The 23,570-nt window shown below is 69.8% G+C and carries 25 protein-coding genes; 12 read left to right on the forward strand and 13 right to left on the reverse strand.

Going from position 1 to position 23,570, the window contains the following annotated elements; translation table 11 throughout:
• Nucleotides 1–2 precede the first annotated feature (2 nt).
• Together ACWDO5_RS18775 and ACWDO5_RS18780 are read left to right on the forward strand one after the other, a co-directional pair.
• On the forward strand, nucleotides 3–599 hold the full coding sequence (locus ACWDO5_RS18775; RefSeq protein ID WP_450531435.1) for an alkaline shock response membrane anchor protein AmaP: 597 nt from the start codon (nucleotides 3–5) through the stop codon (nucleotides 597–599).
• Nucleotides 600–984: 385 nt separating this feature from the next.
• A complete protein-coding gene (locus ACWDO5_RS18780; RefSeq protein ID WP_450531436.1) occupies nucleotides 985–1,143 on the forward strand; it encodes a hypothetical protein in 159 nt (52 codons plus the stop codon).
• A 69-nt stretch (nucleotides 1,144–1,212) separates the two neighbouring features.
• Here the strand turns inward: ACWDO5_RS18780 and ACWDO5_RS18785 are convergent, their stop codons facing one another.
• The 4 genes from ACWDO5_RS18785 to ACWDO5_RS18800 are packed head-to-tail and all read right to left on the reverse strand — an operon-like array spanning nucleotide 1,213 to nucleotide 5,904.
• Nucleotides 1,213–2,592, reverse strand: coding sequence for an MFS transporter (locus tag ACWDO5_RS18785; protein ID WP_450531437.1), 1,380 nt, complete (start codon nucleotides 2,590–2,592; stop codon nucleotides 1,213–1,215).
• 41 nt (nucleotides 2,593–2,633) lie between these two features.
• On the reverse strand, nucleotides 2,634–3,602 hold the full coding sequence (locus ACWDO5_RS18790) for a 2-hydroxyacid dehydrogenase (RefSeq protein WP_450531438.1): 969 nt from the start codon (nucleotides 3,600–3,602) through the stop codon (nucleotides 2,634–2,636).
• The gene (locus tag ACWDO5_RS18795) at nucleotides 3,599–4,705 is read right to left on the reverse strand and encodes a maleylacetate reductase (protein ID WP_450531439.1); all 1,107 of its coding nucleotides are present in this window, start codon (nucleotides 4,703–4,705) and stop codon (nucleotides 3,599–3,601) included. Before ACWDO5_RS18795 ends, ACWDO5_RS18790 begins: the two co-directional genes overlap by 4 nt.
• Nucleotides 4,702–5,904, reverse strand: coding sequence for an enolase C-terminal domain-like protein (locus ACWDO5_RS18800; RefSeq protein WP_450531440.1), 1,203 nt, complete (start codon nucleotides 5,902–5,904; stop codon nucleotides 4,702–4,704). The genes ACWDO5_RS18795 and ACWDO5_RS18800 overlap by 4 nt, the downstream gene beginning before the upstream one ends.
• Before the next feature lie 114 nt (nucleotides 5,905–6,018).
• Between ACWDO5_RS18800 and ACWDO5_RS18805 the strand changes: the two genes are divergently transcribed.
• The 3 genes from ACWDO5_RS18805 (at nucleotide 6,019) to ACWDO5_RS18815 (ending at nucleotide 8,002) form a co-directional block, all read left to right on the forward strand.
• A complete protein-coding gene (locus ACWDO5_RS18805) occupies nucleotides 6,019–6,909 on the forward strand; it encodes a LysR family transcriptional regulator (RefSeq protein ID WP_450531441.1) in 891 nt (296 codons plus the stop codon).
• 122 nt (nucleotides 6,910–7,031) lie between these two features.
• A complete protein-coding gene (locus ACWDO5_RS18810) occupies nucleotides 7,032–7,631 on the forward strand; it encodes an NADPH-dependent FMN reductase (protein ID WP_450531442.1) in 600 nt (199 codons plus the stop codon).
• On the forward strand, nucleotides 7,628–8,002 hold the full coding sequence (locus ACWDO5_RS18815; RefSeq protein WP_450531443.1) for a winged helix-turn-helix transcriptional regulator: 375 nt from the start codon (nucleotides 7,628–7,630) through the stop codon (nucleotides 8,000–8,002). The genes ACWDO5_RS18810 and ACWDO5_RS18815 overlap by 4 nt, the downstream gene beginning before the upstream one ends.
• A gap of 137 nt (nucleotides 8,003–8,139) precedes the next feature.
• Here ACWDO5_RS18815 and ACWDO5_RS18820 read toward each other — a convergent pair whose 3' ends face one another.
• The 3 genes from ACWDO5_RS18820 to ACWDO5_RS18830 all read right to left on the reverse strand — a co-directional run bounded on the left by ACWDO5_RS18820 (nucleotide 8,140) and on the right by ACWDO5_RS18830 (nucleotide 10,509).
• Nucleotides 8,140–9,498, reverse strand: coding sequence for a PP2C family protein-serine/threonine phosphatase (locus ACWDO5_RS18820; protein WP_450531444.1), 1,359 nt, complete (start codon nucleotides 9,496–9,498; stop codon nucleotides 8,140–8,142).
• 138 nt (nucleotides 9,499–9,636) lie between these two features.
• Complete coding sequence (locus ACWDO5_RS18825) at nucleotides 9,637–10,011, reverse strand: hypothetical protein (RefSeq protein ID WP_450531445.1); 375 nt, start codon at nucleotides 10,009–10,011, stop codon at nucleotides 9,637–9,639.
• Between the two features lie 78 nt (nucleotides 10,012–10,089).
• Nucleotides 10,090–10,509 carry a TOBE domain-containing protein gene (locus tag ACWDO5_RS18830; protein WP_450531446.1) on the reverse strand — a complete coding sequence of 140 codons (420 nt, stop codon included), beginning with the start codon at nucleotides 10,507–10,509 and terminating at the stop codon, nucleotides 10,090–10,092.
• 135 nt (nucleotides 10,510–10,644) lie between these two features.
• Between ACWDO5_RS18830 and ACWDO5_RS18835 the strand changes: the two genes are divergently transcribed.
• The 4 genes from ACWDO5_RS18835 (at nucleotide 10,645) to ACWDO5_RS18850 (ending at nucleotide 16,235) form a co-directional block, all read left to right on the forward strand.
• A complete protein-coding gene (locus ACWDO5_RS18835) occupies nucleotides 10,645–11,040 on the forward strand; it encodes a TOBE domain-containing protein (RefSeq protein ID WP_450531447.1) in 396 nt (131 codons plus the stop codon).
• A 54-nt stretch (nucleotides 11,041–11,094) separates the two neighbouring features.
• Nucleotides 11,095–11,898: a molybdate ABC transporter substrate-binding protein gene (gene modA / locus ACWDO5_RS18840; RefSeq protein ID WP_450531448.1), complete on the forward strand. Its 804-nt coding sequence runs from the start codon at nucleotides 11,095–11,097 to the stop codon at nucleotides 11,896–11,898.
• Nucleotides 11,899–12,001: 103 nt separating this feature from the next.
• The gene (locus ACWDO5_RS18845) at nucleotides 12,002–13,933 is read left to right on the forward strand and encodes an ABC transporter permease (protein WP_450531449.1); all 1,932 of its coding nucleotides are present in this window, start codon (nucleotides 12,002–12,004) and stop codon (nucleotides 13,931–13,933) included.
• A 337-nt stretch (nucleotides 13,934–14,270) separates the two neighbouring features.
• Nucleotides 14,271–16,235 carry an RICIN domain-containing protein gene (locus tag ACWDO5_RS18850; RefSeq protein WP_450531450.1) on the forward strand — a complete coding sequence of 655 codons (1,965 nt, stop codon included), beginning with the start codon at nucleotides 14,271–14,273 and terminating at the stop codon, nucleotides 16,233–16,235.
• On the opposite strand, the gene ACWDO5_RS18855 is transcribed toward ACWDO5_RS18850, so the two are convergent.
• From ACWDO5_RS18855 to ACWDO5_RS18870, 4 genes are all read right to left on the reverse strand, one after another.
• Nucleotides 16,189–16,980 carry a VOC family protein gene (locus tag ACWDO5_RS18855; protein ID WP_450531451.1) on the reverse strand — a complete coding sequence of 264 codons (792 nt, stop codon included), beginning with the start codon at nucleotides 16,978–16,980 and terminating at the stop codon, nucleotides 16,189–16,191. The two genes, ACWDO5_RS18850 and ACWDO5_RS18855, sit on opposite strands and share 47 nt — an antisense overlap.
• Before the next feature lie 373 nt (nucleotides 16,981–17,353).
• Entirely contained in the window at nucleotides 17,354–17,971 is a 618-nt protein-coding gene (locus ACWDO5_RS18860; RefSeq protein WP_450531452.1) for a LysE family transporter, read from the reverse strand.
• 115 nt (nucleotides 17,972–18,086) lie between these two features.
• Nucleotides 18,087–19,130, reverse strand: a complete 1,044-nt coding sequence (mreB, locus tag ACWDO5_RS18865) for a rod shape-determining protein MreB (RefSeq protein WP_450531453.1) — start codon at nucleotides 19,128–19,130, stop codon at nucleotides 18,087–18,089.
• A 217-nt stretch (nucleotides 19,131–19,347) separates the two neighbouring features.
• Nucleotides 19,348–19,905, reverse strand: a complete 558-nt coding sequence (locus ACWDO5_RS18870; RefSeq protein WP_450531454.1) for a hypothetical protein — start codon at nucleotides 19,903–19,905, stop codon at nucleotides 19,348–19,350.
• 143 nt (nucleotides 19,906–20,048) lie between these two features.
• Between ACWDO5_RS18870 and ACWDO5_RS18875 the strand changes: the two genes are divergently transcribed.
• On the forward strand, nucleotides 20,049–20,756 hold the full coding sequence (locus ACWDO5_RS18875; RefSeq protein WP_450531455.1) for an SCO2400 family protein: 708 nt from the start codon (nucleotides 20,049–20,051) through the stop codon (nucleotides 20,754–20,756).
• 277 nt (nucleotides 20,757–21,033) lie between these two features.
• On the opposite strand, the gene ACWDO5_RS18880 is transcribed toward ACWDO5_RS18875, so the two are convergent.
• Nucleotides 21,034–21,477, reverse strand: coding sequence for a MarR family winged helix-turn-helix transcriptional regulator (locus ACWDO5_RS18880; RefSeq protein WP_450531456.1), 444 nt, complete (start codon nucleotides 21,475–21,477; stop codon nucleotides 21,034–21,036).
• Between the two features lie 89 nt (nucleotides 21,478–21,566).
• Between ACWDO5_RS18880 and ACWDO5_RS18885 the strand changes: the two genes are divergently transcribed.
• The gene (locus ACWDO5_RS18885) at nucleotides 21,567–22,586 is read left to right on the forward strand and encodes an NADP-dependent oxidoreductase (RefSeq protein WP_450531457.1); all 1,020 of its coding nucleotides are present in this window, start codon (nucleotides 21,567–21,569) and stop codon (nucleotides 22,584–22,586) included.
• A gap of 65 nt (nucleotides 22,587–22,651) precedes the next feature.
• Nucleotides 22,652–23,074 (forward strand): organic hydroperoxide resistance protein, encoded by a 423-nt coding sequence (locus tag ACWDO5_RS18890; RefSeq protein ID WP_450531458.1) that lies wholly within the window; start codon nucleotides 22,652–22,654, stop codon nucleotides 23,072–23,074.
• Between the two features lie 57 nt (nucleotides 23,075–23,131).
• Here the strand turns inward: ACWDO5_RS18890 and ACWDO5_RS18895 are convergent, their stop codons facing one another.
• Entirely contained in the window at nucleotides 23,132–23,398 is a 267-nt protein-coding gene (locus ACWDO5_RS18895; protein WP_450531459.1) for a hypothetical protein, read from the reverse strand.
• Nucleotides 23,399–23,570 lie beyond the last annotated feature (172 nt).

The following is a 23,570-nucleotide window of genomic DNA, read 5'->3' on the forward strand; positions in this document are numbered from 1 at the left end:
GCATGCTCAAGACTGTCAACCGGGTACTGCTGGGGCTGACCGGGCTGGGCTCGTTCACACTGGGCGGCGCCGTGCTGCTCGGCGCGCTCCACCTCCAGCGGCGCTGGGACTTCCAAGTGCCCAGATGGTGGCCCTTCAGGGGACCGGCCGACGTCATCCTCGGAGACGAGGGACGGACCCGGTTCCGGGACAACGGATGGTGGTGGCCGGTCGTCTTCGCGGCGCTCGGCGTACTCCTGGCGCTCCTGCTGTGGTGGCTGCTGGCCCAACTGCGCAGGCACCGCCTCGCCATGGCCCTCGTCGACAGCGGTGACGGGGCAGGAGCACGGTTGCGGGGACGGGCACTCGAAGACGTCCTGGCAGCTGACGGGGAGGCGATGAAGGGCATCGCGCGGGCGCACGTACGGCTGACGGGCCGGCCTACGGCCCCGCAGACACGGATGCACCTGGTACTCGAGGCGCACGCCGAACCGACACTTGCGCTGGAGCGGCTGAGCCGGGAGGCGTTGCGCCATGCCCGAGACTCGGCGGGCTTGGACAGCCTTCCGGCCGAGGTCCGGCTCCGGGCGGTCCGCCGCGCGGCTCGCCGGGTGACCTGACGATCCAGGATGAAAGGCTCGGCGGCCAGGATGAGCAGGCGCACCAGGGCGTCTCGGGGACCGCCCACCCGCCCCACCACTGAGTGGTGCAGCAGAATCGTTCTGATCTGCGGAAACTCAGCACTGAGGGCCCTCGCGAAATCCCCGGGGGCCCTCACCGCAACCCCCGGACCGAGATCAAGTGGCCCTGTCGTGGCCCGGCGGGTCGCGGACGGGTCAGCGAGGCCGCTTCGCGGGTCTGACTGACTCGCCGGCGCCGCTGCTGATCTTGCTCGCGAGCGTCATCCTGGGGGCGTGGGAGCGGGCGCGCAGGGCCTTGGGGGAGCCCCCACCCGGAGAAGTCCGGGCCCGAGGAGCGGGCGATCATGAAGCGCACGAGCCAGAGGTGCGGCCACTGGCCTTCCGGGTACTCATCGTTGAGGTTCTCCACCGCAGGATCCCGGCCTCCGCAAGCGACCGGTTCACCCCGTGGGCCGCCCCCGACAACGGTGAGGAGAGCAACGGCACCGAGGTGTACACCTACCGGGCCACGCACGCCCGGTAAGCCGGTCGGCCCAAGGCACACTTCAGTGCCCGTCCGAGACCAGGCATGTCCCGGTTCTCAGACACTCTGTCAGACAGCACCCTCGGTACAGGACCTAGCATCCGCCGACTTGAACGGCTCGGGCTCCGCCGACTTGGACGGCTCCGGTGACACCGGGCTGAGATCGATGCCCTGAGTCTCGGGCAGGGCCAGTACCGCGAAGAAGCTGGCCACCGCGACCACGATCATCGCCAGGGCGACCAGATGGGGCGAGCCGGCACCGAGACTGACGAGCCCGACCGCGATCACCGGTGCTGGCCCGGACAGCACCGCCCCGGGGATCTCCCGGCCCAGCGCGAAACCACTGAAACGGTACGCGGCGGGGAACAACTCGGCGTAGTAGGCCGCTTGCGAACCGAACATCGCCAGGCAGCTACCGAGTGCCAGACCGAACGCCACGAGGATCAAGATGGTGTTGCCGGTGTCGAGTAGCCAGAAGAACGGGAACGGAACGACGGCGCACAGCGCCGTCACCGCAAGGTAGACCGGCTTGCGTCCGGAACGATCCGACACCGTGCCGACGATCGGAATCGCCGCGGCGCCGACCGCGCATCCGAAGAGGAGCCCGACGAGCGCGGTGCTCTTTGCGACGCCATGACCGGCCAGGTAGCTCAGCGAGTACGTCTGCACCACATATATGTTGAATGCCAGGATGCAGTTGGCGACCATGACCAGGAAGAACCGCTTCGGCATGGCCTTGATCATGGTGAACGCCGGGACCTTCGTGCGGGCGTGAGCTACTTTGAGCTCGGCGAACACGGGCGATTCCGGCACCCTCAGCCGGATGAGCAGTCCGATACCCACCACGACGAAACTCAGCAGGAACGGGATCCGCCATCCCCAGCTCAGCAGCTGGTCCTCGGGCAACGCGGCCACCCCCGCGGTCACCGCCGCAGCAAGCCCGATGCCGACGAACACCCCGGACGCGGGCATCGCCGCGTAGAAGCCACGCCGCTTCGGCGGCGCGAACTCGGCCACCATCGTGACCGCGCCGACGTATTCGGCACCGACGCCGAGCCCCTGCAGCAACCGGCAGGCCACCAACAGCACCGGAGCGAGAACTCCGATGCTGTCGTAGGTGGGCAGCAGGCCGATCACGACGGTGGCCAGGCCCATCAGCACGAGAGTCGCCACCAGCGAGAATCGGCGCCCGTACTTGTCGCCGAGGTGGCCGAAGATCACCGCGCCCACCGGCCGGGCGAAATAGCCGACGCCGAAGGTGGCGAACGCGGCAACCGTACCTGCCGTAGCAGAGAACTGTGGGAAGAACAGCGTCCCGAAGACGAGCGCGGCTGCCTGGCCGTAGACCGCGATGTCGTACCACTCGATCAGACTGCCGATCACCGTTCCGGGGATAAGGCGTCTGCGGGATTCCTCCCAGACCTGCTCACGTGGTGGGGTGACGTTCATGGTTTGCTCCTCCTTGAGCTGGACCAATCAGCGTGCTGGTGTCATGCAGCCGGGCGAACGACGTTGCGCAGCGGTTCCCCGGCGGTGAGGCGGTTGATGTTCTCGGCGACAACGGCGTAGCGGCGCCGCGGCAGTTGGCTGGTCCACGCGCTCGAATGCGGTGTGCACCAGACGTTCGGCAGGTCCCAGAACGGCTGGGAGGCGGGCGTGACCTCGTCGTCGGAGGACTTCGGGTAGCGGTACCAGACGTCGAGGATGGCGCCGGCGATCTCACCGTCACGCAACGCCGGATAGAGAGCGTCCTGGTCGACGATCTGCGCCCGGGAGATGTTCACCAGCACCGCGTGTGAGGGCATCCGGCGCAACGCCGCCGCATCGATCAGCCCGGTGGTGGCCGGAGTGAGCGGACACGCGAGGACCAGGTAGTCGGAGCCGGAGACGACGTCGGACAGCCGATCGGTCGGCACCACCGTGGCCGACTCGTCGCCGCGTGCGAAGTCGTCGGCCGCCACGACATCGACACCGAACGCGGTAGCCCGGGCGGCGATCGCCCGCCCGATCCGGCCGTAGCCGACGATGCCGAGCGACTTGCCCAGGATCTCCCCGTGCGGGCTCCGGTGGCGGTAGAGGTCCGACCAGGCGGACGGGCTGAACGAGGCCTGCATCTGCCCGGCGCGGATCTCCCATTCGAGCAGACGCGCGAGAACGTATTCCGCGATGGGCGCCTCGTGCTCGAAGACGTTGGCCACCGTGGTCTCCGGCCGCAGCGCCGCCAGGTCGATCCCGTCCAGGCCGGCCCCAGGCACCTGCAGCAGGCGCGGCGAGGGCACCTGCCCGTCCGGTCGCCGCAACCGCAGCGAGACAACGACGTCCTCCGCTCCGATCGCGTCGTCATAACGCGCGGACGTGGCCGCTTCCCTCGGCAACGCCACGATCTCGTGGGGTGCGTCCAGGTGCTTGCGCAGGTCCGCTTCGTGCTCGGCGGCTTCGCCGATCAGGAAGATCTTCACCGAGTGCCGCCCGGTCGATCTCCCTTGGCCACGGCGCGCAGGATGCCACGAACGGCCTCCTCAGTCACCGGCGCCGGATTGCCAGCCCCATGTGGATCGCCGTCCGCGGTGATCGCGATCTCCACCGCCCGGTCCAGGTCGTCGCCGCGGATCCCGACCCCGGCCAAACTCACCGGCAGGTTCGCGCCGGCAGCGATGTCCCAGAAGTGCCCGGCGAGGTTGTCGGTGCCCACCGCCTCGGCGACCCGGGCGAGCCGCTCCGGTGCGCGACGCACCAGGTGTGCTGTGACGTAGGGCAGCACCACGGCGTGCGCAACGCCGTGCTCGACGCCGAAGCTGCCACCGAGCATGTGGGCGATGGCATGTTGGATGGCGAACCCGCCGGTCAACGCGGCACCGGCCAGGTAGGCGCCGTACAACATCTCGTTGCGCAGCCCGAGATCGGTGGGCGCGGCAAGAAGCTGGGGCAGGGTGCCGGCCACGACCCGGGCACCCTCGATCGCCGCCGGCGCGAGCAGCGGGCTGAGGCTGGGCAGGTAGACCGCGTCCACACAGTGCGCAAGTGCGTTCATCGCGCTGGACGCGCTGACCTGCAGCGGCAGCGACAGGGACAGCTCGGCGTCGTAGATGACCGCGGATGGACGCATGGCGATGCTCTCGTGCATGCGCTTGACGCCATCGATAGTCATGCCGCAGAACCCGGTCATCTCGGAGCCGGAGTACGTGGTCGGGACCGCGATGATCGGCAGGCCGGATTCGTACGCGATTCCCTTGCAGAGCCCGGTCGCGGCACCGCCGCCCACGGCGACGAGGCAGTCGGCGCCCGCGGCAGCGGCCTTGTCACGGCCACGCCGCGCGAGTTCGATCGGCACCTGACTGACGGCTTCGGGCAGTAGTCCGGCGGAACGGTCACCGATGGCCGCGGCGAGTCGATCGCCGAGTCCCCTGCGCCCAGGGGTGGTGACCACCAGGGCGCGGGTGGCGCCGAGCCGCTCGACCTCGTCCCGCAACCCGGAGATACTGCCGGGGCCGAAGACGACGCGCGGTGGCGTGGCGTTGTAGACGCCGGCGGGCTCGGCGAAGGTACGCAACCCGGGGTTCACCAGTCCACCACCGTTCCGTCGGCGAGAACGGCCGAGCTGCTGTGTTGCACTTCGGGTTGAAATGGATGTTTGGCCGCTTCCCGCTCGTCGACCTCGACCCCGAGCCCGGGCGCGGTCGGGACCTCCCAGTGGTTCCCGGTCCGCGTCATCGGTGTGCTGACCACCTCGTCGTACCAGCTCACGGCTCCGCTCATCTCCTCCTGGATCAGGAAGTTCGGGGTGCTGACGTCGAAGTGCAGGGCGGCGGCGCCCGCGATCGGCCCGTTCGGGTTGTGCGGGGCGACTCCGACGAGCTCAGCGTCGGCGACGGCGGCGATCCGCTTGCCCTCCAACAACCCACCGGTGTGGTTGAGGTCGGGCTGGGCAACGTGCACGGCCTTGGCGGCGAGGATCGGCAGGAACTCCCGCAACCCCACGAGCCGCTCGCCGGTGGCGATCGGGCACCGTGCACGCTCGGCCACGATCCGCAGCGCCTCGGTGTCGCCCGGCGCGACCGGTTCCTCACAGAACAGTGGGTCGTAGGGCGCGAGGACTTCGATGTACTGCAGCGCCGCCGCGATGGACGCAGGCCGCCCGTGGAAGTCGACCATGATGTCGACGTCCGGACCGACGGTGTCTCGCAAGGTCGCCATCAGTTTGTCGACCTGACGGCGTTCGGCAGCGACGGTCAGTTGGTGGCCATAGGGAATGAAGACGACCTTGAGCGCGTCGTAGCCGCGTTCAATCACGGCCGCTGCCTTCTCCCGCAACCGTCCGGCGTCGGCGGTGTCGTAGACCGAGCGCATGTCGCCGAGGCCGAGGTGGGTGTAGACGCGGACCGAGTCGCGGGCCTTGCCGCCGAGCAGTCGCCACACCGGCTGGCCGACCGACTTGCCGAAGATGTCCCACAGTGCGTGCTCGATGCCGCTGATCGCGGTCATCCCGATGATGCCCAGCCGGTAGTAGCTGTGCTTGGTCATCACCCGGACGAGCTGTTCGATGTCGCGAGGGTCCCGCCCGATGATCAGCGGGGCCAGGTCCTCGATCGCGCCGGTCACCGCCCGCGTCTTCCAGTTCAGGCTCGCCTCGCCCCAGCCGTACAACCCGTCCTGGTCGGTGCGGACCTTGACGAGGATCCAGTTTCGTAGCTCCGCGTTGACCACCGTTGTTTCCACGGCGGTGATGCGGATGGCGGAGCCCTCGGGCTTCGGCGACAACATCCAGCGCTCTCCTTCGTTGTGTGGCGCAGGCCACGCTAAGAGCGCCCTTCGATCATCTCCAACTTTTTGTCGTCATTGATTGATTCGCCAGGGTTATCAGAGGAGGATGCCGCCATGGATCGCACGGGCTTGGAATGTTTCATCGCACTCGCCGAGGAACTGCACTTCCACCGCGCGGCCGATCGCTGCCACATCAGCCAGCCGGCGATGAGCCAGCAGATCCGGCGGCTGGAGCGCGAACTCGGCGTCCGCCTCGCGCACCGCACCAAACGCACCGTGTCGCTGACCAGGGCGGGGGAGGTGTTCCTCGAGGAGTCACGCAAGCTGATCAAGCAGATGGACCTCGCCGCCACGCTCGCGGTGCGCACCGATCGCGGCGAAATCGGCCAGCTCACCGTGGGAACGACCGCTCCCGCGCTGTACGTGATCCTGCCCGAAATAGTCGCCGCCTTCCGGCGCCGACTACCCAACGTCGGCCTGGTGATCCGGGAGATGACGACCGCCGAGCAGGAGCGGGCTCTGCGGTTGAGCGAGATCGACGTCGGACTGGTTCACCCACCATTGGACGACCCCTCGCTGGCGACCGAGGAGATCGGCAGAGCGCCCTACCAGCTCGCCCTGCCCGAGGGGCATCCCCTCACTGAGCTCGATGCGGTGACACTCGCCGACCTGGAGGGCGAACAGGTGGTGATTTTCCCGCGCCAGATCGCCCCGCAGCTGTATGACGGGGTGCTCCTGCTGTGCCAGGAGGCGGGTTTCACCCTGAAGATCGCGATGGAGGCCCACCCGGCACAGTCGATCATCGGGCTGGTCGCCTCCGGAGTCGGGCTCGGGTTCATCGCCTCCCAGATGCAACGGCTGGACCGGCCTGGGATCACCTACCGGCCGTTCCACGGCCCCCGGCCGGAACTCGGCATCGGGGTCGCCTACCACGCCGACGGAATCGCCCCGGCCGCCCGGTCATTCGTCGAAGCGGCAAGGGAAGCCGCGCAGAACATTCGATAGTCATCCGGCCGACGAACCAGGCGCTGGGCGTGGGGGCTGATATTTTCTTAGCGACTCACCAATCTATAGTGGCACAACGAAACAGGTACCGAGCGAGACAAGCGCGATACGAGGAGACCACCGTGGCCAAGCTGAAGATCATCGTGGCGAGCACCCGTCCCGGCCGGGTCGGCCTGCCCGTCGGCCAGTGGCTTGAGGGGGAAGCCAGGGCGCACAACGGCTTCGAGGACATCGAGCTGGTCGACCTCGCCGAGGTGAACCTGCCGTTCATGAACGAGCCCAACCACCCGCGCCTGGCCCAGTACACGCACCAGCACACCCGCGACTGGAGCGCCAAGGTCTCCGAGGCGGACGCGTTCGTTTTCGTGATGCCGGAGTACAACTACGGCTACAACGCCGAGCTGAAGAACGCCATCGACTACCTGCACAACGAGTGGTACTACAAGCCCGTCGGCCTGGCCAGCTACGGCGGCGTCTCGGCCGGCACCCGCGCCGCCCAGATGATCAAGCAGGTCGTCACGACCCTCAAGATGACCCCGCTCTTCGAGGCGGTGTCCATCCCGTTCGTCCGTCAGTTCATTGACGAGGAGGATGTGGTGGTGCCGAACGAGATCATGACTGCGTCCGCCAAGGCCATGTTCGACGAACTGGTCCGGGTGGAGGCGGCGTTGCGGCCGCTGCGGGAGGCCGACGCCGCCGCCCACAGCGCGCGGGCGAAGTGACCGAGGCGCTGCAGGGCGACGTCCACCGGGTCTGCGTGCGGTTCCACACCGCGATCGAGCTGATCGGCACCCGGTGGACGGGGGCGATCCTGCGGGCACTGTTCACCGGGCAGTACCGCTTCACGCAGATCAGAGCCGCCGTGCCGGGCATGAGCGACAAGATGCTGGCGCAGCGGCTGCGCACGCTGGAGTTCGAGGGGCTCATCGTGCGCCAGGTGATCCCGGCCTCGCCGGTGCAGGTCGAGTACCGCCTCACGGAGATGGGCCTCGACCTGGCACCGGTGCTGGAGGCAGTGATCGGCTGGTCGCACAAGTGGATCCCGCTCCCGCCGGAGGAGCAGCCGGAGGCCCTCACCGTGAACCAGGCGTGAGCCGACCCGGAGGCGGGCGTGAGCCGGTTCGCTGGGCGGCCGGCCGACGGCACCTGCCGTCCACCGCGAGCCGGGGCCGATACCTGGGGGGTTCCTTCGAGGCCGCCTTTATCGAGTAGGGCCGCCCCCTGTTGAGCTCAGTCGGCGGTGGCGGTGGTGGGGCGGGCGTCGGACGCGGGTGTGCGAACGGCGATGAGGGCCACGTCGTCGCTGCTGTCCTGAGCGAGGCCGGTGAGGAGCTCGTCGCAGAAGGCTCCCAGGGGTTCTTGGGCGAGGGCGGCGGCGTGCTGGCGCAGCCGGGCCGCGCCGCGGTCGAGATCTTCAGTGCGCCGTTCGATGAGGCCGTCCGTGTAGAACAGGATGGTGGCGTTCGCCGGTAGGACTTCGGTCGCGTCGGGGCGTCGTTGGGTGGGATCCACTCCCAGGAGCATGCTGCGGCCGTCGGTCAGGAAGCGTGTGTCGCCTTCAGCTGTGAGCAACAGCGGGGCGGGGTGGCCGGCGGCCGCGTACTGCAGAGCCCACGGCTGATGCTCGCCGGGTTTCTCGACCAGCGCGTAAATGCAGGTCAGGGTCTGGTGTGGGTAGAGGATGCAGTTGGCCGCGTCCATGCGGCCAAGGATCTTGCCGGGTGGCTCTTTGCGGTCGCAGGCGATGCCGCGCAGCATGTTGCGCATGTGGCTCATGGTGACCGTGGCCTGCAAGTCGTGGCCGGCGACGTCTCCGATGATGAGGGCCGCGGCACCGCCGGGCAGGACGAACGCGTCGTACCAGTCTCCGCCGACCTGGGAGGTGGCCAGAGCGGGCTGGTAGCGGGCGGCCAGCTCGAGCAGTCCGAGCGTGGGCAGATCAGGCAGTAGGGAGCGCTGGATGCGCTCCCCTGTGTTCTGCACCTCGGAGTACAGGCGTCCGTTGTCGACGGCGAGCGCGACGCGATGCGCCAGGTCTTCGGCCAGCGGAAGGCTGTCATCCTCCAGCGCCGCGGTACTCGTTGTGCGTGCCAGGGTCAGCGCGCCCAGGACCTGGCGGCGGGAGCGCAGTGGCGCGATCACCACCGTGTCCGCTCCCAGGTGGTCGAAGAGTTCCAGTTCCCTGGCATGCAGAGGATCGGCGGCAGCTCCGGGCGTGGGGAATGACGTGACGAGCAACGGCCCAGCCCCGCGCAGGGCGCGGGCCAGTGAGGCGGCCGAATCCTCGGACACGGGTGGCAGTTCACCTTCGTACAGCCCGGGTGACACCAGGTCCGGCTCACGGTGCTCGATCACGTGCCGACGCAGGCGGCCATGCTCGTCGAGCAGATCCACCGCACACCAGTCCGCGAGCCCCGGCACCAGCGTGCGGCACAGGCGTCGCAGCCCCGTGTCCAGGTCGAGGGTGCTGGCCAGCGCGTCGGCGGCGTTGGTCAGCAGCGTCAGCCGGTCCAGGGCTTGCTGCACCGCCCGGTCCAGCTCATGGGAGTCCGCAGCCGGTCCATCATGGTCGTCCACATCCGAACCCATCCGGCACCTCTTCCCCATCCGCCGGCCCGCCACAGCCAACTTCAGGCATGTCACGCCGCACAACCGCCGGGATTGTCCCTGTCTCCATGCTGCCGCATGGACGGGGCCGCGGCCGGTGGCGCCGTTGAGAGCGAATTCTCAGTGGTCGGAGTAACTGAAGTCCCCCACTGTCCAGGCGCTCACATCCTTGATGGCAATGCGGTACATCCCCCCGGTCTCGGGAATCCCGAGGCTTCCCTGAAGGATTCTCGCGACATGGAAGTGCAGGTGTGTGGGCGGCTCACTCTGCTCGCTGCTGGGGCCGGCCCCGGGGGCCTTGAAGATGGTGGAGAACGGTCCCAGTCGGTCCGAATCCTTAAGGACCTCGGCGACACGCTGCCTCCACATGGCTTCGGGAGCCAGTCGGCCGGTGATGACAGCCCCGTGGACCACCACGGTGAGGGGCATCTGATTGGTTTGCTCCGATTCCACCATGGCGGCGACATCGACGAGCAGGTAATCAGGCTTCGACATGAGAGCCCATTTTACTCTGCGGCCTTGGCATTTCCCCGGGGGCTCCGCGGCCCGGCAGCAGGGGTGGCCGGGTCGTGATCAGGCAGTGGCGAGGGAGATCTCGGTCGACTTGATCAGCGCCACTACGGAGGACCCGGCGGTCAGGCCCAGGTCGGCGACCGCGTCCTTCGTGATCGCGGCGGTCAGCTCGCCGCCCACCACGCCGACCTTGACGCTCGCCATAGCGCCGCCGGCGGCGACGTCGGTGACGGTGCCGGGAATCTGGTTGCGGATGCTCAGGCCCTCGACCGCGCCGGTGGCCAGCGACACTTCGGTGGACTTCACCAGGGCGCGTACGGCGGAGCCCGCCGCGAGGCCCAGTTCTTTGACGGCCTCCAGAGTGATCGCGGCAGTGATCTCCTGGCCGCCCTCCAGGCGGACCTTGACGGCGGCCATCACCTCGCCGGGCGTGACGGAGACGACCATTCCGGGGAATTGATTGCGGATGCTCAGGCTCATGGGGCCACCGTAGCCACGGGCCCGGGCAGTGGCCGGGCATCGCGCTTGGGGCTTCCTCCAAGGGGTCTGGCATTTGCTATGAAGCAGTGCTAGATTGCTTGCAAATGCTGGCTGATGCCGCCTACCTTGTCGCATATGCAGTCCTACACAATCGGCCAGGCGGCGCGTCTGCTGGGCGTCAGCCCCGACACCACGCGCCGCTGGGCGGACGCCGGCAAGGTCGCGACCCACCGCGACGAAAGCGGTCGCCGCCTCATCGACGGTCGTGACCTGGCGGCCTTCTCGATCGAGGTCGCCCAGAGCGGCACCGGCGAGGAGGACGTCTCGTACACCTCCGCCCGCAACGCCTTCCCCGGCATCGTCACCGCGGTCAAACTCGGCGATGTTGCCGCGCAGGTCGAGATCCAGGCCGGCCCGCACCGGCTGGTCTCCCTGCTGACCAGGGAGGCAGTCGAGGAGCTGGGGCTGGAGGTCGGCATGCAGGCCACCGCCCGCGTGAAGTCGACCAGCGTGCACATCGACCGCGTCTGAGAGCCCCCCTTTAACTGTCCCGGTGAACCGCTCCCGCTGCGCCAAGGAGTCCTCGTGTCGTACGCCTTTACCCGCCGCCGTATCGCCGCCGTCCTGACCGCAGCACTGCTCGTGCCGCTGGCCGCCTGCGGCAGCGACGACAGTAAGAAGGACAGTGGCGCGAAGGCCACCGGGTCCGCCGGCGGCGCACCGAAGGCCGAGCTGACGGTGCTGGCCGCATCCTCGCTGACCGATGTCTTCATGACCGCCGGCGCCGCATACGAGAAATCCCACCCCGGCACCACGGTGAAGTTCTCCTTTGCCGGGTCCCAGGAACTGGCCGCCCAGGTCAAGCAGGGTGCCCCCGCCGACGCCCTGGTCACCGCCGACACCAAGACCATGGACGGGCTGAAGTCCGACACCGGCGCCCCGACCGTCATCGCCAAGAACCGGCTCGTCATCGCGACCGGCAAGGGCAACCCGGAGAAGATCGGCTCACTGGCGGACCTCGCGGACACCAAGCTGAAGGTCGTGCTCGCCGCCCCCGAGGTGCCGGTCGGCCGCTACAGCAAGAAGATCCTGGACGCCCAGAAGATCGTCGTGAAGCCGGTCTCCCAGGAGCCCAACGTCCGCGCCGTCCTCAGCAAGGTCGAGCTCGGTGAGGCCGACGCCGGACTCGTCTACAAGACGGATGCCACGAGCGCGAAGGGCAAGATCGAGGCCGTCGAGATCCCCGACGACCAGAACGCGGTCGCCTCCTACCCGGCGGCGACCCTGAAGACGTCCGGGAACGCGGAGGCCGCCGCCGCGTTCGTGAAGTGGCTGAGCACGCCCGAGGCACAGAAGATCCTTCAGGACGCGGGCTTCCAGCAGCCGTAACCGCCGGCAGCCCGTAACAGCCGTGCGTGGGCTGCCCGGTACGGGGGCTCCGGGCAGCCCACGACCGTAACCCGACCCCCCTCAGGTCCACGAGGAATCCCCGATGAGACGCCTCCGCAGCCGCGGCACCCGCACCCCCGTCGCGATAGCCGTGCCCGCGCTGCTCGCCATCGCGCTGCTGCTGATGCCGTTGATCGGCATCCTCGTCCGCACCTCCTGGGGCGATCTCGGTACGCATCTGACCAGCCCGGGCGTCACGGAGGCGCTGAAGCTGTCGTTGCTCGTCTCGTTCTGGGCGCTCGGTCTCTCCCTGCTGCTCGGGGTGCCGCTGGCCTGGCTGCTGGCCCGCGTCGACTTCCCCGGCAAGGCGCTCGTACGCTCCCTCGTGCTGCTGCCCATGGTGCTGCCGCCCACCGTCGGAGGCGTCGCGCTTCTCCTCGGATTCGGCCGCCGGGGACTGCTCGGCCCCTGGCTGGAGAGCACCTTCGGCATCACCCTGCCCTTCCACACCTCGGGCGCCGTCGTCGCTGCGACGTTCGTCGCGATGCCGTTCCTCGTCATCAGTCTCGAAGGCGCCCTGGCGGGGCTGCGACCGAGCTACGAAGAGACCGCGGCCTCTCTCGGAGCCTCGCCGCTACGGGTGTTCTTCACCGTCACCCTCCCCATGGTGGCCCCCGGACTCGTCGCCGGAGCCGCTCTCACCTGGGCGCGGGCCCTGGGTGAGTTCGGCGCGACCATCACCTTCGCGGGCAATCTGCCCGGCACCACGCAGACACTGCCCCTCCAGGTGTATCTGCTGCTCCAGGACCAGCCGGAAGCGGCCACCTCCCTGTCCCTGCTGCTGCTCGCCATCGCCATGGCGGTGCTCATCGCGCTGCGCGGCCGCTGGTCCGGCGGGGCCCCCGGCCAGGCACCAGGCAGGCAGCGCCCGGAGGAAGCGTCTGCCGAGCCGCCCCCCGCCGAGCCGGTCAAGGACTACAACCACCCTGAAGGGCGGGAGAGCTGGCCGCTTCACGCCGAGGTCACCGGTTTCAACGAACTCACCCTGGACGCCGAACCCGGCACCACCATTGCCGTCGTGGGCCCCAACGGCGCGGGCAAGACCACCCTGCTGCGCGCCCTCCTCGGCCTGACCCCGCGCGCCCACGCCGCACTTCGCCTCGGTGACGCCGATGTGACCGACCTGCCCCCGCACCGCCGCGGCGTGGCCTGGGTGCCCCAGAACGGCGCGCTCTTCCCGCACTTGAGCGCCCTCGGCAACACGGCGTACGGGCTGCGCGCCCACGGCGTCCCGCGCGCCGAGGCCCGCCGCACCGCCCAGGGCTGGCTCGACCGACTCGGCGTCGGCCACCTCGCGCACCGCAGGCCAGCCCAGCTCTCCGGCGGCCAGGCCCAGCGCGTCGCGCTGGCCCGCGCGCTGGCCGCCCGGCCCCGGCTGCTGCTCCTCGACGAACCGCTGGCCGCACTCGACCAGACCACCCGCGCCGATGTACGCCACACCCTGCGCACCCACCTCGACGGCTTTTGCGGCGTCTGCCTGATCGTCACCCACGACCCGGTGGAAGCCGTATCGCTCGCCGACCGGGTGCTCGTACTGGACGAGGGCCGCGCCCTGCAGGACGCCCCGCCCGCCGAGGTCACCCGCCACCCCCGCTCCCCGTGGGTCGCCCGGATGCTCGGCCGCAACGCCTGGCCAGGCACCGCGACGGCGGACGGCCTCGCGCTCTCCGGCGGCGGGCTCCTCGTCGTCGCCGATCCGCTGCCCACCGGCACCGAGGCTCTCGCGATCATCGCGCCGGAAGCGGTCGCCGTACACCGTGACAGGCCCGGCGGCAGCCCGCGCAACGTGTGGCCGGGCACCGTACGGGAGATCACCGCCACCGGCAGCCGCCTGCGCATCCTGATCGGCTCGCCCCAGGCGCCCGACATCGTCGCCGAGATCACCCCGCAGGCGGCTGCCGAACTGGGCCTCGCCGACGGGACTTCCGTATGGACCAGCGTCAAAGCGACCGAGGCCGTCATTGTGACGCTGTGAGAGCCGTGACCGCCGAGCCGGGGGACGGGCGCGCACTCCTACTCCACCGTGGAAGCCAGTCGACTCCGAACAAAAGTCGAGCGGTTCTTTCCTTTTCTCGACAGCGTCGGGAATGGTCGCGGTTCCGGAACTCTTGTTCCATACCTGTGGGTTGTGTAAGGGTGAGCTTCCTCATGTCCCACAGGCCGATTCTGTTCAGTCGTTCGAATTTCACCGCGGTATAGACCAAAGCTGGCGCGCGCCCTTTCAGCTGACAGAAATGTCCCGCCCGTTGACCCGGGCGGGACCGGAACCATGTTCAACCCCCCACCGCAATGCCCTGGATGGAAAGACGTCTATGCAGAATCCCCGTACTCCGGGTCCCGTCCCTCCTCCCCGCACCGGTCTCAGTTCCGGGGACTCCGACGAAGGTCTCGCGGCGACACTGCGGGCCGACGGGGGGAAGGGCGAGGCCCGTGCCGTAGCGGTACTGCTGGCGAGGCACTGGCAACCGGTGTTCGACTACGCCTCGATCTGCACCCCTTCGGCCCGGGCGGCGTCCATGCTCGCCACGGCGGCCTGTCACAAGGTGTTGGAGAATCTGCGGCAGGCCCGGACGACCGCAGCACTTCGTCCCCTCCTTTTGGTGACAGCCCGTCAAATCGGCAAGGCCTGGGCGGCGGACGAGCGCATCACCGCGCTGCCCGAACTCCAGAATCCGGACAGCGGCCGCACCGTACCTGCCGACATGTTCACCGTCCCGGAGAATCGGGGGCTGATCGCGCGGGCTTTCCAGGCAATGCCGGGCCCCGCCCAATGTCTGCTCTGGCACGTCGAGGTCGAGGGCGAGGGGATATCCGTACCGGCCGGTTTGCTGGCCGTTGATCCCCGTGGCGCGGCGGCCCAGCTCGAACAGGCGCGTGAAATCGTGCGGGCGGGCTGCCTGCGGGCCCATCTGGAACTCGCCCCGGACAGGGAATGCCGCCACTACAACCGGCTGCTGGACGTATCCCTGCGCCGCGGTGGCCCGCTGATCCCCGACATCCAGGCGCATCTGGCGAAGTGTCAGCACTGCCGATACGGCGCCGAACAGCTCAACCACGCCGACGGCCGGCTCGCCCTCCTGCTGGCCGAAGGCGTGCTCGGCCCGGCCGCCCAGCCCTACCTCGACTCGCGGCCCGCCCGCGCCCGCTCCCGGGCCAGAGCGGGCGCGGTCCGCAGCGCGGTCCGCAGCGCCGGGCGTCACTCGCGGGGCGGTCGTCCCCGCTCGCTGCCCCGCGTCACCTTCCAGGGCCGTTCTCTGTCGCTGTCCGAGCGCGGACGCGGGGCCGTCATCACCGGCCTCGGGATCGTGACCGGTCTGCTCGTCGTCGCGGCCGTCGTCACCGAGCTCTGGCCGGACGACGACAGCCATGCGGGGCCGGCCGTCCCGAGCGGCTCCGTCAGCGCGATCCCCGCCCCTGGATCCCAGTTGCCCTCCAGCCCCGTGCCGCAGCCGTCGCAGCCGTCGACGACCTCTGCCGCACTCCCCACGGGCGGCCCGCTCAACACCAGGCTGCGCAACGTCGACGCCGCCCTGTGCCTCGACATCCGCGACCGCAGGGCGCAACTCGGCGCCGAGGCGACGATGGCGCCCTGCTCCAGCTCCGTGACCCAGCAGTGGGCGTACGAGAACGACGGACTGCTGCGCAGCGCCGCCGCCCCCGAACTGTGCCTCAACTCCCATGAGCTGGACGGCGTGGTCGTCCTCGGCGAGTGCGTGGACCCGTCGGCGGGCAACGCGGCGGACGTCCGCTACGACCTGACGATCCGGGGCGATGTGATTCCCCGCTGGAACGAAGGACTGGCCGTCGTCCCCACCGCCGCGGAGGCCGGAGCGACGGTGGTGGTCAAGGTCCGGGACGGCTCTGAGGCACAGCGATGGGCCACCGGCACCGTTGCCTTCGGCTCGCCCAGGATCCTGACCGCTGACTCGGGAACTCTGCCCGCCGAGGTGGTCAACACCTCCCCGTCAGGCGGCAAACGCCCGCCGCCCGTGGGCAGGGGTGCGGTGCCGGATCCGGAGACCACGGCTTCGTACGGGGACATGCCCCACTCCAGTGTCCGCCGCGCCGGCGACGGCGGGTCCGGGGCCGGCTCGGACACCGCCCCGCCCGGGCCGCGGCCCGGGGCTCCGGGGCAGCTGCACGACGCTGTGGGCCGGGGCCTGCGGAGTCCGGTGTCCTCACTTCCCTGCCCGCGGGAGGCCGTTCACACGGTCGGGGACAACAGGCGCGTCAGGTCATCTCGGGCATCTCACCCTGCGTCGTCCGCAGATCGATGACGGAGAACGCCGCGCCCTGCTGATCCGCGACCGCCGCGAAACGGCCGAACGGGCTGTCCATCGGGCCGAAGTGCAACTGCCCGCCGAGCTTGGTGACGGTGGCCACCGCGGCGTCGCAGTCCGGCACCGCGAAGTACACATTGATGTACGGCGGGACCTCGGGCGGGAAGTCGTCGGTCATCTTCATCCGGCCCGCCACCGGCCGGCCGTTGACGTTCCACACACGGAAGTCGATGTGCTCGTCGGCCATCCGCTGCACCTCGAAGGGGAAGACGGCGGGGTAGAAGGCGTCCGCCTTCGCGACGTCGCGGGTGGTGACCTCCGCCCATGCGAACGAGCCGGGCTCGCCCGTCTTCTCGAAGCCCTCGTGGCTGCCGGGCTGCCAGGCGCTGAAGTACGCGCCGCTGGGGTCCTTGGCCGTCACCATGTGGCCGAACTCGCCGACCTCCATCGGCTCCATCGTCAGCGCGCCGCCGTTGTCGCGGATCTTCGCGGTCGTCGCGGCGATGTCCGGGGTGGCGAAGTAGAGATTCCAGGCGGCCGGGGTGCTTTCCATGCCCGGCATCTGGGGGGAGAGGGCGGCCACGGCCTTGCCGTCTGAGTACGCCTGTGTGTAGTAGCCGAATTCCTCCGAGCCTTCGCCGAACGTCCAACCCAGCAGCTCGCTGTAGAAACGCTTCGCGGCTTCCAGGTCGGGGAACATCGCGTCGGTCCAGCAGGGGGTGCCTTCGGGTTGCGCGGCCATGGGAACCAAGCCTCCCGGTCGAGGGAATTTCGTCCCTCTCACGCTATTCGCGAGTACGCGGCGCCGCGCGCCGAGCGAGGGGTTCGGTCTTGGGCGTTCGGCGTTGCGCGGGGCGGGGCGCGGGTCCGGGGCGCGGGGTGAAGGGACGCGGCGCAAAGCTGCCGCGTTCTGGGGGTGCGGGGGCGTCAGCCCATATATACCCCCATGGAGTATTGGAGCCGCCGCAGTTTTGGGAAGGGGCGGGGTGGGGGAGCAAGCAACCCGCACCCCGGACGCCCGCGGGGCCGGACCCCCGCGCCCTGGACGGGCCCCGCGCCCCGGACGCCCGCACCGCCGAAGCCCACGCACCCCGGACGCCCGGTGAAGCCGCCCCCTACGGCAGCGGAAGCGCCACCTTGAGCGCGTACACCGCAACCAGCCCGTACCCGATCCGGAACGTCCACGCGCGGGCGCTGTCCGAGATCCGTGTGCCTGCCAAACCGCTGACCGCGACCAGCATTTGCTGCCACGCCAGAGAGGCGACGAAGACCCCGCCGACGAACACCACGCCGGCCGTGCCGCCGCTCAGGGCCGCGCCCTGAGCCGTGGTCAGGGCGGCGAAGTACAGGGCGGTGGTGGGGTTGACGAGGGTGAGCGCGGCGAACCGGGCGAACGTCCGCACCGGTCCGGCTCCCGCACTCTCGCTCTCGGGGGCGGGCCCCGTGCGCCGCGAGGCGAGCAGCCCGCGCACCGCGATCACCGCCAGCACGGTGGCTGACACCAGCCGGACCCAGGCCTCGACGCCAGAGAGCGCGGAGGCGACGAGCGGCCCGAGTGCGGTTGCCGCGGCGGCGTACGCGAAGTCGACGACGGCGACCGCGGCCGCCGCGGCCACAGCTCCGCGGCGGTCGCGCATGCCCTCCTGGATGAGGAGTACGCCCATCGCGCCCACGGGCATCGCCACACCGAGGCCCGCTGCCGCGCCCGCCATCGCCGTCGTCCACATACTCATGGCGCACAGCGTCGGGTCCGGCCCACGGCCGGCGCGACTGATTTACACGGCCCCGCCGGCACGCCGCCGGTGCGCGGCGGCCAGGGAGCGCAGGACGGCCGGGCGCTGAGGGCTCTCAGCCGGCTTCGGCGAGCGGATTGAGGACCATCGGCTCGATCTTGCCCTCGAGCATCGCACCGAGGCCCAGTACGGCACAGATGTCGGGCCGGTCGGCGATGTGCACGGGCATCCCGGTGGCATCGCGCAGCATCTGGTCCAGGCCGGGCAGCAGCGCGCTCCCGCCGACCATCATGATCCCGCGGTCGGCGAGATCGGCGACCAGGTCCGGCGGGCAGTCCCGCAGCACCTTGCCGATGCCGTCGAGCACGGAGGTGAGCGGGGTGTGGATGGCGTGCCGTACGGCGGCGGTGTCGACGCGCACCGAGCGGGCGAGGCCGGTCGCCACGTCCCGGCCGTGGATCTCGGTGGACGTCGGGCCGTGGGCGTTGAGGCCGTTGCCGCTCAGTGCCACCTGGAGGGGGCGTACGGACTGGCTGGGCAGCATCAGTTCGTGCTGGTGGCGCAGGTGCTGGATCACCGCGTGGTCGATGGCGTTGCCGCCCACGGGGATCCGCTCGGCGGTGACGATCGCGCCGAGCGAGAGCACGGCGACCTGTGTGGTCGCCGCGCCACACACCATGATCATGGTCGCGGTGGGCTGCTCCACGGGCAGCCCGCAGCCGACGGCCGCGGCGATCAGCGTGTCGACGAGCTCGACCCGGCGGGCGCCGAGGCCGACGAGGGTCTCGATGGCGGCGCGTTCGGCGAGCGGGTCGCTGCCGTGCGGGGTGCAGGCGGCGGCGCGCAGCCGCGGCTTGCGGCGCAGCTGGCGGCGGAGCTTCTCGCCGAGGAGGAGACGGAGCATCCGCTGGGCCATCTCGATGTCGACGACGGTGCCGCCGGCGATGGGACGGGCGACGCGGATGTAGTCGGGCGTACGGCCCGTCATCTTCTCGGCGAGCGCGCCGACCGCGATAAGCGCGCCGGTGCGGGTGTTGACGGCGGCGACGCTCGGCTCGTCGACGACAAGCCCGGCCCCCTTCACGAAGACCCTGGTCCTCGCGGCTCCCAGGTCGACGGCGATATGGCAACGGCGCAACTGTTCAAGGCTGACGGTCACAGCGGATCCTCCCGAGTGCGGTACTTGATGGCATCGTGCGATCGCCACGGGAGGTGCGCGCGCTGGGTGAGCCGGTCGGGGGTATGGAGCTGACGACCCGCCAGATTTGTTCGGCCGATCGGTGGGCATCGCGTGCGGCGCGGCCGCGAGCCGTTGCGGGGGCACGTCGGCCTTCGGCGGAAGTTGTCCTCAATCGCCGGACGGCTTGATACCCCGGCTACAGCCGCCTCTGCAGCAGTCCCCAGCAGAACTCCGCGATGCCCTGCTCGCCGTCGGGGAGGGTGAACGCCAGCTGCCACCGCGTCGGCGCCGAGCCTTCCATCGGTCTGGCCGGAGGAAACGCTCTTGCCACCTCGTCCACGGTGCACAACCACGGCACCAGGTCATCGGCCGTACGCAGCTCCGGTCCCGCCGCCCCGGGGGCGCGGACCAGCCACTCGTTCCACACCGCCCCGTTGTCCGCCGCCAGCACCTCGAAGCGCAGGTCGGGCCAGAGCGGTACGGGCCACAGCAGCGCGTCGCACTCGAGGTCGCCGATCCGCCGCCGTACGATCTGCTCCGGCTTCCCGAGCACCGAGCGGTAGCGGGCGACCGCGCCGCGGCTCCTCGGTGAGCGGACCATGGCCTGCCAGCGGCGGTTGGCCTCGCGCATCTCGGCGAGGGACGCGCCCAGTTCGTGGCGGGCGTCCTCGACCAGGCCGGGTTGATGGTCAGCCATCCGGCGCAGCAGTACCAGCTGGAAATCGAGGGGACCGAACGGTGCGGCAGGGGTCATGTCCGACATCCTGCCCCACTGCCCGGGACGAACGCGCCGTCAAAGAGAGGGAGCTGACTCGCCGCCGGGATGAGCATTCCACACAACATTTTCACAGACTCATCCACCTCTGAACCCTCCGCGGCGCATAGCCTGCGGGCGCCATGGATTACTGCAACCAGTGCCGTCGGCACCTCAACGGCGCTCTGGCCTGTGCCGGCTGCGGTACACCCGTTGAGGAGCTCCGGTATCAGAGCCCCATTGCGCCCGCGGCGGAGCACGTCCTCGAACTGGACGAGGTGTCCGAGCCGGCGGGCCATCGGCATGTCCGCCGCCAGACCAGTTCCCGGCGCAAGGCCGCGGCCGGGCGCCGGGCCCGTAAGCGGCGTGGCCGCAAGGTGCTGCTCGGCACCTTCGGCCTGGTGCTTGCCGCGGGTGCGCTGAGCCTGGCCGAGCTGGCCATGGAGAATCCGGGCAACGACGGCGCGGCCACCGCCGTCAAGGAAGACCCGAACGTCGAGACGCAGCCTCCTCCGGAGCCCACGGACGTCGATGTCACCCCCAAGGGCCCCGACCGGGTGACGGAATCACCCGTCTCGGCGTCCAGTTCCGCACGCCCGACGGGAACCGGCACCGGTACCGGCGGCCCGGGCAGCGGCGGCACCGGGAAGGGGAAGGCGACCGCCACGAGCCGGGGCGGCGGCAGGCCGTCCGCCACGCCCTCCGCCGTACAGCCGTCCGCCAGTACGCAGCCGTCGAGCTCGGGGCAGCCGAGCGAGTCGGCCCCGGCCGGCCCTCCGCCGTCCACGGCCCCAGCGCCGACCCCGGCACCCAGCCCGACCTGCAGCCGCTTCCTGTTCTGGTGCTTCTAGGGCGTGTTTTAGAAGTCCCTCCCCAGAGCTTCGCCTGGGAGGTGCCCCCACCCCGCGACGCCTGGCACGCACTCCCCAGCTATCGCTGGGAGGTGCCCCCACGCGGTGTTGCCGTAAGTCGCCCAAGTACGCCCAGTACGAGGACGATCTCCCCCAGACTTCGTCCGGGGGTGCCCCCACCGCCTTGCGATTGCACGCACCAGACGCCGCAGGGCCCGCCCTGCGGGCGGACGGCGCTACTTCTAAAACCCGCCCTAGGAGATCGGGCGACCGAGGGCTACGGCACGGCCGGAGCCGCTTCGCCCAGCATCCGCTTGAGCAGGTCCCGCAGCATCGTTCGCTCCTCGTCCGACAGCTCAGCCAGCGGCTCGCGCGCGAAGTCCAGCGACTGACGCAGCCGGCGCGCGGTGTCGACGCCGTCCTTCGTCGGTGCGGCCAGTTTCACCCTGCGGTCGTTCGGATCGGGCCGTCGCTCCACCAGCCCGCGGGCCTCCAGCCGGTCCATGATGCCGGTGATGTTCGACGGCTCGCACCTCAGCTTCTGTGCGACGCGGCGCATGGGCATCGGCTCCAGGGTCAGCAGTCCCAGCACCCGTGCCTGCGCGCCGGTGAGTGAGTGCTTGGCCGCGGCCTGCTCGTACTCCGCGTAGTAGCGGGCCACAACGGTGCCGATGAGCTCGACGACTTCAAGGGTCAGAGGGTCTGTTCGTGGGGTGGCCATGGCAACAGAATACCCAGTTACTTGACAACATGAAATATCCATGAGCATGGTTGTTTCACATGGTGAAGCTTTTCTAGGAGGAACGCAGCATGTCCGCACTCCCCGCGTCGGGCCGTGAATGGCACCTGGTCGCCCGTCCGCACGGCTGGCCCAAGGCGGAGGACTTCGCTCTGCGTGAGGCCCGGGTGACCGAGCGGGGCGAAGGTCGCGTTCTCGTGCGCAATCTGCATTTCTCGGTCGACCCGTACATGCGCGGCCGGATGAACGACGTGAAGTCGTACACCCCGCCCTTCAAGCTCGACCACCCCATGGAGGGCGGCGCTGTCGGCGAGGTCATCGCCTCGGGAGCCGAGGGCTTCGCCGTCGGTGACCACGTCCTGCACGGGCTCGGCTGGCGCGAGTACGCCGAGATGCCCGCGAAGCATGCCACCAAGGTCGACGCCTCACTCGCCCCGCTCTCCGCCTACCTCGGCGTGCTGGGCATGACCGGTCTGACCGCCTACGCCGGGCTCTTCGACGTAGCCTCCTTCAAGGAGGGCGACGCCGTCTTCGTCTCCGGCGCGGCCGGCGCGGTGGGCAGCCAGGTCGGCCAGATGGCCAGGATCAAGGGCGCCTCCCGGGTCATCGGCTCGGCGGGCTCGGACGAGAAGGTCAAGCTCCTGGTCGAGGAGTACGGCTTCGACGCGGCCTTCAACTACAAGAACGGCCCTGTCGCGCAGCAGCTGAAGGAGGCCGCCCCCGACGGCATCGACGTCTACTTCGACAACGTCGGCGGGGACCACCTGGAGGCCGCGATCTCCTCGCTCAACATGAACGGCCGCGCGACCATCTGCGGCATGATCGCCCAGTACAACAACACCGACCCGACGCCGGGCCCGCGCAACATGGCCCTCATCATCGGCAAGCGGCTGCGCCTGCAGGGCATGCTCGTGAACGACCACACCGAGCTCCAGCCAAAGTTCGTCCGTGAGGTCGCCGGCTGGATCGCCTCCGGCGAGCTCAAGTACGACGAGACCGTGGTCGAGGGCATCGAGAACGGCTACGACGCGTTCCTCGGTCTGCTGCGCGGTGAGAACACCGGCAAGATGATCGTTTCACTCACCCGCTAGGCTCGGCGTCAGCCACCGCGGTCGTGGGCGCGAGCCGGGGTGAACCAGCAGGAGGAAACCCCTTCATGTCCATCCAGCAGTCCGAGGTCCTGTACACCGCTGTCGCCACCGCGGAGAACGGCCGTGACGGCCGCGTCGCCACCCAGGACGGTCAGCTCGACGTGGTCGTCAACCCGCCGAAGGAGATGGGCGGTTCCGGTGCGGGCACCAACCCGGAGCAGCTCTTCGCCGCCGGTTACAGCGCCTGCTTCCAAGGTGCGCTGGGTGTCGTCGCCCGCAGGGAGAACGCCGACATCTCCGGCTCGACGGTCACTGCCGAGGTCGGCATAGGCAAGAACGACGAGGGCTTCGGGCTTATCGTCAAGATCTCCGCGAACATCCCGAACGTGGACGCCGCCACCGCCAAGGACCTGCTCGAGAAGGCCCACCAGGTCTGCCCGTACTCCAAGGCGACCCGCGGCAACATCACGGTCGACCTCGCCCTCTGACCGGCACGGCGTACATGAGGGCCGCACCCCGCCCGGGGTGCGGCCCTCGCTGCGTACTCAGCGTGTGATCAGCGCCCGGCCGACCTGCGCGAACACGCCCTTCGGGTGATCGCGGAACAGCGGCTCCGTGCCGAACAGCACGACCGGCGCGCCCTTCGCGCTCGTACCGCTGACGATCGACGCCCTGCCCGCCGCGTCCTTCGGGCCGTCCCTGCCGTCCTCCGTCGTACGCCAGTGGCCCGCGACGAGCGGGTTCCCCGAGCCGTACGATTGCTCCACCCGCACGCCCGGGCCGAGGTCGGTGAACCACAGCGGGGAGTACACGAAGGTGTGATGAACACCGGCGTCTTGTAGGCGGACTTGACGCGCTTGTCCTTGGCGGCGGAGGCCGGGGAGTTTCGATCAGCTCCCGCACCTGCTCCTGCTCGCGCGCCTGGTGGGAGGTCTCGGGCGCGGTGACGGTGACGAGATACAGCTCGTGGCCGCCGGCGGAGTG

Source organism: Streptomyces sp. NPDC000880, assembly GCF_053599675.1.

Coding starts and splice junctions, on each gene's coding strand:
- ACWDO5_RS18890 (WP_450531458.1), top strand. CDS start 22,652: ATGTCCATCCAGCAGTCCGAGGTCCTGTACACCGCTGTCGCCACCGCG.
- ACWDO5_RS18850 (WP_450531450.1), top strand. CDS start 14,271: ATGCAGAATCCCCGTACTCCGGGTCCCGTCCCTCCTCCCCGCACCGGT.
- ACWDO5_RS18845 (WP_450531449.1), top strand. CDS start 12,002: ATGAGACGCCTCCGCAGCCGCGGCACCCGCACCCCCGTCGCGATAGCC.
- ACWDO5_RS18800 (WP_450531440.1), bottom strand. CDS start 5,904: ATGTTGTCGCCGAAGCCCGAGGGCTCCGCCATCCGCATCACCGCCGTG.
- ACWDO5_RS18880 (WP_450531456.1), bottom strand. CDS start 21,477: ATGGCCACCCCACGAACAGACCCTCTGACCCTTGAAGTCGTCGAGCTC.
- ACWDO5_RS18885 (WP_450531457.1), top strand. CDS start 21,567: ATGTCCGCACTCCCCGCGTCGGGCCGTGAATGGCACCTGGTCGCCCGT.
- ACWDO5_RS18870 (WP_450531454.1), bottom strand. CDS start 19,905: ATGACCCCTGCCGCACCGTTCGGTCCCCTCGATTTCCAGCTGGTACTG.
- ACWDO5_RS18860 (WP_450531452.1), bottom strand. CDS start 17,971: ATGAGTATGTGGACGACGGCGATGGCGGGCGCGGCAGCGGGCCTCGGT.
- ACWDO5_RS18775 (WP_450531435.1), top strand. CDS start 3: ATGCTCAAGACTGTCAACCGGGTACTGCTGGGGCTGACCGGGCTGGGC.
- ACWDO5_RS18835 (WP_450531447.1), top strand. CDS start 10,645: ATGCAGTCCTACACAATCGGCCAGGCGGCGCGTCTGCTGGGCGTCAGC.
- ACWDO5_RS18855 (WP_450531451.1), bottom strand. CDS start 16,980: ATGGCCGCGCAACCCGAAGGCACCCCCTGCTGGACCGACGCGATGTTC.
- ACWDO5_RS18825 (WP_450531445.1), bottom strand. CDS start 10,011: ATGTCGAAGCCTGATTACCTGCTCGTCGATGTCGCCGCCATGGTGGAA.
- ACWDO5_RS18875 (WP_450531455.1), top strand. CDS start 20,049: ATGGATTACTGCAACCAGTGCCGTCGGCACCTCAACGGCGCTCTGGCC.
- ACWDO5_RS18830 (WP_450531446.1), bottom strand. CDS start 10,509: ATGAGCCTGAGCATCCGCAATCAATTCCCCGGAATGGTCGTCTCCGTC.
- ACWDO5_RS18805 (WP_450531441.1), top strand. CDS start 6,019: ATGGATCGCACGGGCTTGGAATGTTTCATCGCACTCGCCGAGGAACTG.
- ACWDO5_RS18820 (WP_450531444.1), bottom strand. CDS start 9,498: ATGGGTTCGGATGTGGACGACCATGATGGACCGGCTGCGGACTCCCAT.
- ACWDO5_RS18785 (WP_450531437.1), bottom strand. CDS start 2,592: ATGAACGTCACCCCACCACGTGAGCAGGTCTGGGAGGAATCCCGCAGA.